Genomic DNA, 12,744 nt, shown 5'->3' on the forward strand with positions numbered 1-12,744 from the left:
AACACCAGCAAAGAACTATTATGAAAAAGTTTTTATACGTCATCGTCGCTGCGAGCCTGACCGGAGGTCTGAGCTCCTGCCTGAACGATGATGAACACTTCGTTGATTTCAAAAATGTGGGCTCCGTTGCGGAGATTCCGTCATCGGCTTTCTATGGCGCTCAGGATACCCGCAGTTACCTGAAAGTGGCAGCTGTTACCGATTCGTTCGACGTGAACATTGCATCGCCAACCCCGCCGTCGCAGGACATTCAGGTGACAGTGGCCGTTGATGAAGCTGCCCTGACGGCCTACAACGCGCGGAACGGTACGTCGTTCAAAGCGCTGCCTGCGTCCATGTATCAGTTGTTAACCCCAACGGTTACGGTGAAGGCCGGTTCACGCTTAGCACCCATCGCGTTCCAGTTGAACACGACCTCGCTAAGCTTTACGGATACGTATGCAATTCCGTTCGTGATCAAAAGCGCAACGAATGGCGTAGTGGTAAGCTCAAATTACGGCAGCAAAATTCTGGCCGTAGTTCCACGTAATAACTATGAGGGCAACTATCAGTCGACGGGTACGTTCAATCACCCAACAGCCGGAGCACGGGCCATTAACCGCCCGAAAACGCTGAGCAGTATCGATGAGACAACCAGCCAGACGGAATATGCCGATCTGGGCGGCAGCAGCACGATGTGGCTAAAGATCAATGCCGACAATACGGTTACAATCATCCCGAAAGGAACATCGGCCGCAGCAACGATCCAAAGCGGGGTGAATACATACAACCCGACAACGCGTACGTTCACGTTGAACTATCGCTACGCGGGTGCTGGTGGTGACCGGGTGATTACCGAAACAATCCGGCGGGTTAATTAAGCGCTGGCAAACAGGATACGTAAAAAAGGCAGTCGGATCTATCCGACTGCCTTTTTTACGTATCAAACGAGCGTGAGTTATAAATAAACTGCTGACGCAAGTCAGCAGTTCGTTGTATATGAAATGATTACCTTAAGTATAATCCATAACTCTCGCTTAACGAAACCCTCCTATCAGGCAACCGTTGCGGTTACTTCCTCTGCTTTGTTCGAGCCGGTTAGTTCCGCCAGCAATTCATCAACGTTCACCGTCGCAAAGCTACTGGCATAATCGGCCATCGCGTAGGGAATAATCAGGTCACTCCCGTTTATAATGCCTCCGCAGCTGTATACGACGTTTGGTACGTAGCCTTCGCGCTCGTTTTCGTCAGGGCTTAAGATCGGTTCTGTTGTCCGGCCGATTACCTTGCTGGGGTCGTTCAGATCGAGCAGAAACGCACCAATGGCGTATTTACGCATGGGACCAACGCCGTGACTGAGTACCAGCCAACCCGCTTCGGTCTCAATAGGTGATCCGCAGTTGCCAAGCTGTACGTATTCCCAGTGATACGTTGGCTTCAGAAGTAATTCTTTGGTTTGCCAGAAATACAGGTCGTCGGAATACATAAGGTAAATATTCTCGCCATCCTGCCGCGAGATCATGGCGTATTTCCCGTTGATCTTACGAGGAAATAAGGCCATACCTTTGTTGGACACCTCGGCTCCGTTCAGAGTGCTGACGTTGAAGTGTGTAAAATCTTTTGTCTCCAGCAGCTGCGGGAACGTAACGCGTCCGTTATAGGCCGTATACGTAGCGTAATAGGCCACCTCGCCATTGTCGTCGGTAAACTGCACGAACCGGGCATCTTCAATACCATTGGTTTCGTTGGGCGACGTGGGAAAAATGCAGCGTTCATCCAGACTCTGGTCGTCCTCGAAGTGAATTTCATAGTTCGAGCGGGCCAGCGCCAGCAAACCACTGGCAATGGTGTCGTATTCGGCATTGTAGCGATATTGGGCCAGCACGCGCTTTGTCTGCGTTTCCAGTTCGGGCAGGCTGAACTCATCGCCTAACCCCGCCATCATTTTTTCCTGAATACTGTTTTCCAGCCTCAGCTCATACAGCTTCCGTTCAAACTGCGCCCGGTTAAACCGATGGTTGGGCACAATCTCCGGCGACGTTACGTAACGCGACGGCTTCCGCAGAACGATCCTACCCTCCTGATCAATGTAACCCATCCGGAACGAGATCGACGATACGTGTCCTTCTCCGGTGGCGCGCAGGCTCAAGATGAACCGTTTATAACCGGGCGGTACGTTGCTCTGGTCAGGATGCCAGATCATCGACGGGTTAAAGAGGGCGGCCGACTCCAGCGAGTACTCCATCGTGAAGTACGCCCCCAATAGTAGCTTACGCTCCTGGGTGAGTGGCTCGTCGGTCAGGAGCTGCGGTTTTATCTGCTCAAACCGTTGCAGCAGAAAGCGCTCCAGTTTATAATGCCGACCGCCAAACTCCCGAATTACCTCGTCAAGTTTTCGGTCCGCTTCTTCATCACTCATCGCTCCGATCCGGGCGATGATTTTTAACGTTCGAGTAGTACTTCCTAAATCAAAAGGACGAAACAAGACACGCGTCGGGTCGGGCCGGAGAACAATACCCGTCCGGGTTGCTTTAATACTCATTCAGCAAAGACGTTACAGAATCGATTAGATACACGCTTAAAATTGGCTAATGCGGCCGTAACCTGCAATGCCTGATGCGTATAACTTGAAAATTCTGTCTCTTCATTTAAACAACTTAGCTTAAGGACGTAATTTCGAGGTTAACGGACTTTTTTTCCCGACGACGTTTTTGAACCGTGTCCAGTTCAGCCAGGGCCAGCAGGTAGGACAAGGTAGACTCCGCCCCCTGGTTTTTGTTGACCCGGTCGATGTGTAAGCCATCGCGGCAGCCACCCGTTTGCTGATCGTACAGGGGCAGCCCCAGGTCATTCAGACCGATAAACCATTTAAACACCTGAACGGCTGTCCGTTGCCATTCGTCGTCGCCAGTTACCTCATAAGCCGCCAGGCAGGCCGACACGGTACTTTGGGCTTCGAGCGGCTGTTGATCGAAATAAGCGCGTGGCTGCCCTTTCACGTAAAAGCCATTGGAGCCAATAGGCTGAAAATGCCCGTGCTCTGCCGTCTGGAGCTTGAGCAACCACTGCAACGACTGCACACCAATCCGAACGCACTGTTCATCGCCCGACCGAATAAATGCGTGAGCCAGCACGGCGTTGTCGTATGTCAGGACGTTTTCAAACCAGGGCCAGTCCTCGGTTGCGGTTTCCGTGTAGCAGTACATGAGCTTGTCGAGCAGTTGCCGCTGAATTGTCTTCGCCAGCCGGTCGTCGTTGAATTTTTTCTGGTATTGATAGATGCCCAGCAAGGCAAAGGCCCAGGCCCGTGGGGAGGTCATATCTGCTACCGATGGCATCACTTTTTCGAGTAATCCCAATGCCCACGTTACGGTGTTCCGGTCGGTGGCCCGGCCAATGCAGGTACCCAATGCCCAAATCGTTCGTCCCGTGCTGTCGTCGGAACCTACCTCTTCGAGCCAACGGCGGTCGTAGCTCATGAAGTTGCGGAACCGGCGGTGCTCATCGGTATAGGCGTAGTTTAGAAACGCACAGTAATTGTCGGCCGCTTTGGCCAGCTTCTGATCTCCTGCGCTGGCTTCCAGAAGGGTGAGAGCCAGAATGAGCGCCCGCGCGTTATCGTCGGTGCAGTAGCCTTCTTCGTAGAACGGCAGGTGGAAGCGGGCATGCTGAATAATACCGGTTGAATCGGTCATTCGATACAAATGATCGAGCCGTAAAGCAGGCAATCGGAAGGCAGAGCTGCTCAGCCCCCCCATCGTATACGAAGCCTGATTATTTACCAGACCCATCCGCTCGTGCCGGGCCTGAACAAATGAGTCAGCGTAGGCTTGAATCACCCGTTCCCAGATCATCTCACGGCCCAACATATACGCTTTCTTACGGATACCATGTCGGCGGGATTCGTCAGTAAGCAGATTGATAAGCTGATCGGCAATGGCCTCCGAATCGCCAAACGGCACCAGCACACCACGACCGTCGGCCAGCAGTTCTTCGGCATGCCAGTAGGGAGTCGACACCACCGCCTTACCACAGCCAAAGGCGTAGGACAACGTACCGGATGTAATCTGAGCCGGGTTCAGATAAGGCGTAATGTAAATGTCGGCCGAGCCCAGATACTCCAGCAAATCGTCTAATTCAACAAACTGGTTATAGAACCGGACATTGTCCCGAACGCCAAGATCGGCCGCCAGTTTCTTCAAACTATCCCGGTAGACCTCCCCTTCGTGTTTTACCAGATTGGGGTGCGTGGCACCCAGAATCATATAAACCGCGTTCGGCACCTGTTCAACGATACGGGGCAGGGCACGAATCACATGCTCGATGCCTTTGTTGGGCGACAATAAACCAAACGTAAGTATGGTTTGCTTGCCTTCCATCCCGAATTTGTCTTTATAGAAATGGGGATCAACGAACGGCATATCCGGAATACCATGCGGTATTACGTCTATTTTTTCGCCTGGTACGTCGTAAATATTGATCAGAAAATCGCGCCCTTTCTCCGACATGCAGATGACCCGCGCCGACAGATCGGCAATACTTTTCAGGACCAGCAACTGCTCTTCGCTCGGGCTTTTCAGAATGGTATGAAACGTCGTCACGATGGGCATCGTCAGGTTCCGGAGCAGCGTCAGAATATAACTCCCCGCCGGACCACCGTAAATACCATACTCGTGCTGTAGACAAACAACGTCAATATCCTTTGAATTCAGAAATTCGGCCGCTTTGCGGTACGCTTCCTGGTCGTGCTGATAAAAATCGTACCGAACTTCGCTCGGATAATCGTATCCTTCAGCTACGTCGTTAACCGACACAACCTGCGGCTTTGACTCCGGAATAAATGCATTGTACGACTTGAAAAGATCGGCGGTAAAGGTGGCGATCCCACACTGACGAGGAAGGTAATCACCGATAAAGGCTACATTTTTGGGTTTGTGACTCCACATGTCCGAGCCGTTTATTTGATCGATCATATCGTTGAATGGTATATAAGTTTCTATAACTCTAGCGGTTAAGATGCTTTTACTTATAAAAGTAGGTTAACCTGCCTTTTGTTTGTAAAAACAAAACAATTTAGCGGTATCAAATAGCGAAGTAGATTAACGAGCGAACAGTCCTGCCTGATATATGAATTCAACCCTATTTTATATTGAAAAAAGGAAAAAGCCCATCATCTTTTCGCGTGAAAAAAGCCGGTATGCGTTGTACACCCGTTAAAGAATAATGTTTACTATTTTTTCGTCTTTCTTAAAGCGCGCTGTAGATTTTTGTTCTGCTGCCGTAGCTGCTCCACTTCGCGCTTGAGCTGAATAATGTACGGCATGGTTTCTTGGATCTTCTCAAGCAGCCGCGCATCCATGATCGATGCGTCATATCTCTGCTTAACCACTTCATCGGCCGACGAAACGTCAGGTAGGTGTTTATTAATTTTACAAACTGCTCAACCTCCGCCAACGGACACAAAGCGTAGCCCAGCTCCATGGCTAATGAACGTATTACAGTTGCCCGTTACGTTACCCCGCCCCGACATAACCCCAAAAAAGTATTGCCTTTTCCTGTCGTAGTGTTGTAACGGGACTGATACCCAACAAACGTATTGGAATCCGCAACGGCGTTGTAACCGGATTGATAGATGAGGTAGGTGCTAAGCTGTCCGGGTTGGTTAGCAATCTATAAGGCAGGTTACACATACCTAAACGGCAATACGGACGTGGTCAGAATACACCTGACACTGCACCTGGATACGTAACGACGTTGTCCAAGTCGAATATTTCTCCTCTGTATCATTACCTGATTCGCAGCGTAACTTGAGCGGTATCGTCTTCGCCGTTGTCGTAACCATTCCCAGGAGTCGAATCCGGGTCGCCAATAGACGCCTGATTTAGTTGCGACTTAATCACGGCATTCCCGGATTGCAGCGCCCTGGCCCGCAGCCAGACCGTTTCGGTACGTCCCGGCGCAATGTTGCTGATGGTGGCGTAATACTGGCCAGATGCTGCAGTTACGTTCGTGCCATCGATAAAGCTCAAACTTGTCGGTAGTATACACACTACGTTAACCTGCCCCGACGCACTACCACCCTGACTGCCAACGCTCATGCTGATCGACACGATGTCGCCAACCGACACGGCGGGTTGATTAAGGAATACAGTAAGACTTAAATCGGCTTTCGTCGGGTCCGGTATCGGTTGATTAGATGCTACCGGTGGCAGCGGTGGTGCATTGATCGAGATGGGTACGCTAAACTGCCGCGTACCGGCCTGACGCGTTCGAAACGTAACCCGTGCTACATCGTCCTGTCCGTCGCCAATGCTCGTGTTTGGCCTTGAATCCGTATCCAGTTGATCGGCGCGGGCAATTTCGGCTGCTATATGATACGTTCCTTCCTGTGTGGGAACCGCCAGAAAGGTTACGGACACCGGTGCTGTCGGCGTCACTTCGGCCAGTTTTGCCAGTATAAGCCCACGCATATGAGTCAGGCCGGTTCCGCTTACGAACGTAAACGGGGCGGGCAGTTCACAACGCAGCCATACATTTGTAGCCACCTTGGCGCCCTCGTTCCGAACGGTAATTGTTACCCGCACCGGATCGTTCACCCGTGATGACGGAGCATCAATATACGTGTTTATAGCCAGGTCGGTACTCGGCACATCGACCGGTGGCAACGGCGCTACGTTCTGAAAAAATTCATTCGTCAAATGGTTGTTCCAGGCATCACCGAGCAGTCGTAAACCCTCGCCCGAAAAGTGAACCCCGTCGGTTCGGGGCATCTGGATAGTATCTGTATCAGGACCAGGATATACCCGATCAACGTGCTGGATTACGTAATTCTGGGCGGCTATAACCGGCTCATAATGGGTAAGGTTGTAGTTGATGAGCAGGTTATCATCCATCGACACCCGCGCTACTACCCAGGTCAGATCGAAACCCGCATCCCGGCGACTCTGCCGAATCACCGTTTCCAGATCCTGCGCGTAATGGGCTGCCGATGGGTCCGTATCGTAAAACTCGGCTTCGCCCTGATGCCACAATACGGCCCGTAATCCGGTTAAACGGGCATAATCCTGGACAATTCGTTTCAGATTCCCGTAGGGCATCCCCGGCCGGAAATAGTCGTTGTAGGAAGTGGCCGTACTATCGACGGTGATACTTTCCCGCCAGTTGCGCACGGCTGTACCCGACCAGGCCGCGTTGTAAAACAAAACCGGTACGTTGAATCGGGCGGCCAATCGATCGCCTAAACGTCCCCAGCACCAGGCGCTCTGCCCCCTTGGTCCGATGAGACTCGTGGCGGACACTGGGGCGGCATAAAACGGCAGCGGCAACCGAATGGTGTCGGTCAGGTTAAAATGCGGAGCGCACACAACCCGTTCATCGGCCGGATCCACCGCGTCACGCTCCCAGATGCCTTGCCCGTTCGACTGACCTGCGATGGCAAACACCTCGCCAACGCCGACGGGTTGTTTCTGATCCGCAGCAACAATACTACCTCCGGCCCAGGCCCGTACTTCCAGCCGATACCACCCACCGGCAGCGAGCACCCGCCCACCAAACTGCCCGTTTGTCGGGCTTTCATCCAGCACCGCCCAGTCCGTCGACTGTCCCTGACCGGCCGTAACGGCAAGCAGGCGGACTTCTACCCGATCGATGGGAACAGCGCAAACACCGGCGACCGTTATGTAGGCCTGATTGGCATTACTGCGCTGAAAAACCAGACGCGAAACCGGAAACGTTATCGAAAGCTGAGCGTAAGCAGAAACAGCGAAGAAAACCTCAACAACACCTAATCCCAACAGCCAGAACTTCTTCGCCCACGGGGTGGATGACCGAAAGGCATACATAAGGTACAGAGTAACAGTGGATATACATACGACAGAATCACGAATCATGCCGTTGATAACCCAACCTGTCAAATCCTAAACCCTATATTTACCAGACGGTATTAAACTTCTTCCAGCAACGTATCAAACGAGACAAGCTGATTGGCGAACCGATGCTGTATGCGCCTTTGCATAGCGTCGGCATGCTGATGCTGGTAAATGTCATAGTCGTCCCTTGACGTAAAATCCAGTTGCACCGAGTACGTCACTCCCCCATTATCGAGCTCGGTTAACAGTCGCAGCAAACGGTGTCCCGTCGGCAATTTCGTGGCGGCAACGGCGGGGAGGTAAAACGTTTTCATCCAGTGAAGCCAGTCGTCGGCGACCTCCTGGGCTACACTATACGTAGTATTATAAAGAACCATAGTAGTCAAACAAACGATCGTCGGCGTAAGTTGGCCATTTGGTTGTTTCTTTGTCAAAAAACAATATCTCACTAACTCGTTTGTTGAATGCTATACAATATCCTTAGACACGCCCATTCCGGCCTGCGCTGGCTCGTACTTATTTTGTTGATAGCGGCCGCGGTCACAGCCATTCAGCGGCTTCGGGGTCGGAACACGTATACCGACGGAAATCGAAAGCTGTACTTGTTTGCGCTGATCGCTACGCACATACAGTTCTTAGGCGGTCTGCTGCTCTATGTACTCCCGGTTAGCGCAGGCGGTAGCCCGAAGGTAAACTTTGACCTAGCTATGGATAAGTTCTATCGCTTTTACACGGTAGAGCACATTACGACCATGCTGATCGCGATTATTCTGGTGACCATTGGGTATTCACGCCACAAGCGGCTCAGCGATGCCACCGATAAACACCGGATGGTTGCTTTGTTCTACGGATTAGGGCTGCTTCTGATTCTTATTGCAATTCCCTGGCCATTCCGGATGCAGGGGGCTGGCTGGTTCTAATCGCTTAGTGTCCGTTATCACAAAGGGTGCCTGAGTTCAGTAGTGACTCGGGCACCCTTTTCTTTTGACAAAAAAGAAGTCATGCCTACCATATAGTCTACTAATTAGCTTGATTTTTATAGCACATCCTCAATTATCAATTAACCGATAAAAAAGATCACTTACTTAATAATCAGAATACTAAGATTTATGGCATTCTTTTTTTTGAAAATTGTGTAGAAAATATTCCTCAATTATTTGGAGATAATTCCCCATTACTATACTTTTATGACACGTAATTTGAATTTGACCTAATTTCATGATGAGAAAAATGCTCCTGACAGCATTATCTGTTGTCTCGTTTGGCATCGTTCAAGCTCAAACCGTACCCGCCGTAGTTGAAATACCCACCGTACTTAATCAAGTTTCCGTACCTACTGTAACTGAAGTACCCACCGTAACTACACCAAGTTTCTACGAGCAAATTCCCCTCGTAGGTGATGTCATCAACTTCGCCAAGAAGCATCTCACCATTCGCTACCGCTCCGGCGGCACCAGTACTCACGGATTCGACTGCTCCGGCTTTACTCGTTTCTGTTTTAACCACTTCGGTATTACCCTCCCCCATTCCAGCGCGGCCCAAGGCAATGTTGGCATGCCCATCGAGAAGACCGAAGCGCAGCCTGGCGATCTAATTCTTTTTAAAGGACACAGTTCTGGCGGCAGCCGCATCGGTCATGTCGGACTGATTACCGAAGTGATCGGTGACCGGATCAAATTCATCCACTCAGCCTGGAACGGTGGCGTCCGTTATGATTATCTCCACGCCGATTATTACCACAGACGGTTTGTCGGCGTCCGCCGGGTGATGCACCTGCTGGCAGAGAAGTAAAAAAAGTAAAGCGGCCCGAAGCCGCTTTTTTTGGTATATATCTTCCCGTTACTGGCCTATTTTCTCAGCGTCGTTCCGGCTCCCTGCACTACGGCTGCGGCTACTTCATCGGCATGGCAGATGATGACTTTCGATACGCCGTTGTCTAAGGCTCGAAAGGCATTGTCCAGCTTCGGAATCATGCCTTTATTAATGGTACCAGCCGCTTTATGGGTTGCGTAAATCTCCGGAGTCAGCTCAGCGATTACGCTGTTATCGTCGGTAGGGTCAGCCAATACGCCTTTCTTCTCAAAACAGTACACCAGCGTTACGTCGTTGTGCTTAACCATATCGACCGCAATTGCCGATGCCATTGTGTCTGCGTTTGTATTCAGCAGATTTCCCGTTTCATCGTACGTAATCGGTGCATATACCGGCGTTAACTCCTGCCGCAGAAAATACTGGATCCGCCCGGAGTCCACTTCTTTAATGTCACCCACAAAGCCATAGTCAATGTCTTTCACCGGTCGCTTTTCGGACAGAACGGTACCGGCATCGGCCCCCGTTAAGCCAATCGCGTTTACGTCTAAGGCCTGAAGCTTTGCGACAATCTGTTTATTGACGAGCCCTCCGTACACCATTGTCACTACGTCGAGCATTGGCTGATCGGTAATGCGTCGTCCGTCGACCATGGTAGTTTGAATCCCTAATTTCTCTGCTACCTGAGTCGCCACTTTTCCACCACCGTGAATAAGCAGTTTAGGCAGAGTCAGCGTAGAAAACGCGGATAGAAAGCGGGCTAACGCGTCGGGGTTGTCGATGACGTTTCCGCCAATCTTAATAACAGTGAGTGATTGCATCTGGGTATGAACGTAACAGCAGACCAGTTTTGCAAACGCCATAGCTGGCGCGGTCTTCCTTCGTCAGATTGTTTTCAGGATTTCTTTCAGTACTGCCTGAGCCGACCATTCGCGGTTAGCCGCCTGTTCAATAACCAGTGACTGCGGGCTATCCAACACCTCATCAGCCACTTTCAGATTGCGCCGGACGGGCAGGCAATGCATAAACCTGCCGTTGTTGGTTAATCGCATGTGGTCCATCGTTACCGCCCACGACGGGTCCTGGGTGAGCACCTGGCCGTATTGGGTATACGATGACCAGTTTTTGCCATAGATAAAATCGGCTCCGGCAAACGCTTCGGCCTGGTTATAGGTAACGGGCGCGTCGCCAACAAATTCAGCCGCTAATTCATACCCTTCGGGATGCGTCACCACAAACTCAACATCTCCTGACCTGGCGCGGGCGTTCATCCACTCGCAAAACGAGTTTGCCACGGCCTGGGGAAGCGGTTTAAAATGCGGCAACCAGGTCAGTACGACCTTCGGCCGAACCAGGCCCGACGCGGCTTTCGCTTCTTCGATGGTTATGCAATCGGCCAGCGACTGTAGCGGGTGCCGCGTTGCCGATTCCAGGTTAACAATAGGTACTTTGGCGTATTTAGCAAACTGGTGCATGACCTGCTCCCGATAATCCTTGTCCCGGTCTTTCAATTCGGCGAACGCGCGGATGCCAATGATGTCGCAATAGCGGCCAATAACGGCGGCTGCTTCGCGAACGTGTTCGGCCTTATCGCCATTCATGAACACTCCCTCTTCCATCTCCAGGCCCCAGCTATCCTGTCCAACGTTCATGATCATTACGTTCAGGCCGAGGTTCTGCGCGGCCTTCTGCGTACTCAGGCGGGTGCGTAAGCTGGAATTAAAGAAAATCAACCCTATTGTTTTGTTAGTACCCAGGTGCTGTTCGGCAAAAGGATCGGCTTTGGCGCTACGTCCGGATTGAATCAACGCGTCGAGATCCGTCACGTCGGCCAGGGAAAGGAAATTGGTCATTAGTGTATAAACGCCCTGTGTCCTTGTGCAGGGTGATAAAATTCAGAATTATAAAACGACACTCACTTCTTTACGCAGCGCTTCCAGGAATTGATCGGCCTCATCGGTACCAATAGCCAGCGAAGGAAGCAGTCGAATGATGTTTTTACCGGCTACGCCCGTGAACTGCTTGTGTTCGAACAACAGCGATTTCCGTAACGCATCAACGGGGAAATCGTACTCGATACCGATCATCAGTCCCCGGCCACGCAGGTCCTTATAGCCACCTACCTGACGGATGCCATTCATCAGATAGTCACCCATTCGCGAAGCATTTTCGATCAGGCCTTCGTCTTTCATGATGTCCAGCACCGCAATGGCCGCGGTACAGGCCAGATGATTTCCGCCGAAGGTTGTTCCGAGCAGGCCGTAGCTGGCTTTGAACTTGGGTGAGATCAGAATCCCGCCAATCGGAAACCCGTTGCCCATTCCTTTCGCCATCGAAATAATATCGGCCTGAATGCCGCTGTACTGGTGCGAGAAAAACTTACCCGACCGGCCATAGCCACACTGAACACCGTCGAGGATCAGCACGGCACCGGTTTCGTTGCAACGCTGGCGAAGTGTTTGCAGAAACTCGTCGGTAGCAACGTTAATCCCGCCTACGCCCTGAATGCCTTCGATGATAACGGCGCAGGTATCGGAGGTAATACCGGCCCGGGCCGCTTCAGCATCGTTGTACGGCAGAAACGTTACGTGTTGGTTATAGTTGATCGGTGCCACAATAGCCGCGTTATCGGTTGCCGCTACAGCACCGGCGGTACGCCCGTGGAATGATTTCGAGAACGCAACCACCTTCGTCCGGCCGTTGTGAAACGACGCCAGCTTTAAGGCGTTTTCGTTAGCTTCCGCGCCCGAATTGCATAGAAACAGGGTATAATCGGGATGTCCGGAAAGAGCGCCCAATTTCTCGGCTAACTCCTGCTGCTGCGGTATCCGGACCGAGTTCGAATAAAACGAGATTTTATGAAGTTGGTCTGTCAGCGCCTGCACGTAACGCGGGTGCGTATGCCCAACCGAAATTACAGCGTGGCCCCCGTACAGATCGAGGTAACGGGTACCGTTGGTGTCCCATAAATAGCTGCCCTGTGCCCGAACGGGTTCAATGTCGTACAGCGGATAAACGTTAAAAAGCTCAGCCATTTCGCAAAGAAGTAACAGTCGTCGGTATACGACTTACAAAACCTGGTGCAAGT

11 protein-coding genes are annotated in these 12,744 nt (G+C 51.5%); 3 read left to right on the forward strand and 8 right to left on the reverse strand.

Going from position 1 to position 12,744, the window contains the following annotated elements; translation table 11 throughout:
• The first annotated feature begins 20 nt into the window (after nucleotides 1–20).
• On the forward strand, nucleotides 21–860 hold the full coding sequence (locus ACYVBJ_RS19290) for a BT_3987 domain-containing protein (RefSeq protein WP_460983942.1): 840 nt from the start codon (nucleotides 21–23) through the stop codon (nucleotides 858–860).
• A 173-nt stretch (nucleotides 861–1,033) separates the two neighbouring features.
• Here the strand turns inward: ACYVBJ_RS19290 and ACYVBJ_RS19295 are convergent, their stop codons facing one another.
• From ACYVBJ_RS19295 to ACYVBJ_RS19315, 5 genes are all read right to left on the reverse strand, one after another.
• The gene (locus ACYVBJ_RS19295) at nucleotides 1,034–2,521 is read right to left on the reverse strand and encodes a glycoside hydrolase family 130 protein (RefSeq protein WP_460983943.1); all 1,488 of its coding nucleotides are present in this window, start codon (nucleotides 2,519–2,521) and stop codon (nucleotides 1,034–1,036) included.
• Nucleotides 2,522–2,636: 115 nt separating this feature from the next.
• Nucleotides 2,637–4,952: a glycosyltransferase family 4 protein gene (locus ACYVBJ_RS19300; protein WP_460983944.1), complete on the reverse strand. Its 2,316-nt coding sequence runs from the start codon at nucleotides 4,950–4,952 to the stop codon at nucleotides 2,637–2,639.
• 257 nt (nucleotides 4,953–5,209) lie between these two features.
• Nucleotides 5,210–5,338, reverse strand: a complete 129-nt coding sequence (locus ACYVBJ_RS19305; protein ID WP_460983945.1) for a hypothetical protein — start codon at nucleotides 5,336–5,338, stop codon at nucleotides 5,210–5,212.
• Between the two features lie 427 nt (nucleotides 5,339–5,765).
• The gene (locus ACYVBJ_RS19310; protein ID WP_460983946.1) at nucleotides 5,766–7,820 is read right to left on the reverse strand and encodes a sialate O-acetylesterase; all 2,055 of its coding nucleotides are present in this window, start codon (nucleotides 7,818–7,820) and stop codon (nucleotides 5,766–5,768) included.
• A gap of 101 nt (nucleotides 7,821–7,921) precedes the next feature.
• A complete protein-coding gene (locus ACYVBJ_RS19315) occupies nucleotides 7,922–8,224 on the reverse strand; it encodes a DUF4286 family protein (RefSeq protein WP_460983947.1) in 303 nt (100 codons plus the stop codon).
• 87 nt (nucleotides 8,225–8,311) lie between these two features.
• On the opposite strand from ACYVBJ_RS19315, the gene ACYVBJ_RS19320 reads away from it, so the two are divergent.
• Nucleotides 8,312–8,767: a cytochrome B gene (locus tag ACYVBJ_RS19320; protein WP_460983948.1), complete on the forward strand. Its 456-nt coding sequence runs from the start codon at nucleotides 8,312–8,314 to the stop codon at nucleotides 8,765–8,767.
• A gap of 301 nt (nucleotides 8,768–9,068) precedes the next feature.
• On the forward strand, nucleotides 9,069–9,638 hold the full coding sequence (locus ACYVBJ_RS19325; protein WP_460984151.1) for a C40 family peptidase: 570 nt from the start codon (nucleotides 9,069–9,071) through the stop codon (nucleotides 9,636–9,638).
• 56 nt (nucleotides 9,639–9,694) lie between these two features.
• Here the strand turns inward: ACYVBJ_RS19325 and argB are convergent, their stop codons facing one another.
• From argB to ACYVBJ_RS19340, 3 genes are all read right to left on the reverse strand, one after another.
• A complete protein-coding gene (gene argB / locus ACYVBJ_RS19330) occupies nucleotides 9,695–10,477 on the reverse strand; it encodes an acetylglutamate kinase (protein WP_460983949.1) in 783 nt (260 codons plus the stop codon).
• 63 nt (nucleotides 10,478–10,540) lie between these two features.
• The gene (locus ACYVBJ_RS19335; RefSeq protein ID WP_460983950.1) at nucleotides 10,541–11,509 is read right to left on the reverse strand and encodes an N-acetylornithine carbamoyltransferase; all 969 of its coding nucleotides are present in this window, start codon (nucleotides 11,507–11,509) and stop codon (nucleotides 10,541–10,543) included.
• A gap of 48 nt (nucleotides 11,510–11,557) precedes the next feature.
• On the reverse strand, nucleotides 11,558–12,691 hold the full coding sequence (locus ACYVBJ_RS19340; protein ID WP_460983951.1) for an aspartate aminotransferase family protein: 1,134 nt from the start codon (nucleotides 12,689–12,691) through the stop codon (nucleotides 11,558–11,560).
• Nucleotides 12,692–12,744 lie beyond the last annotated feature (53 nt).

The sequence above is a fragment of the Spirosoma fluminis genome (assembly GCF_054778895.1).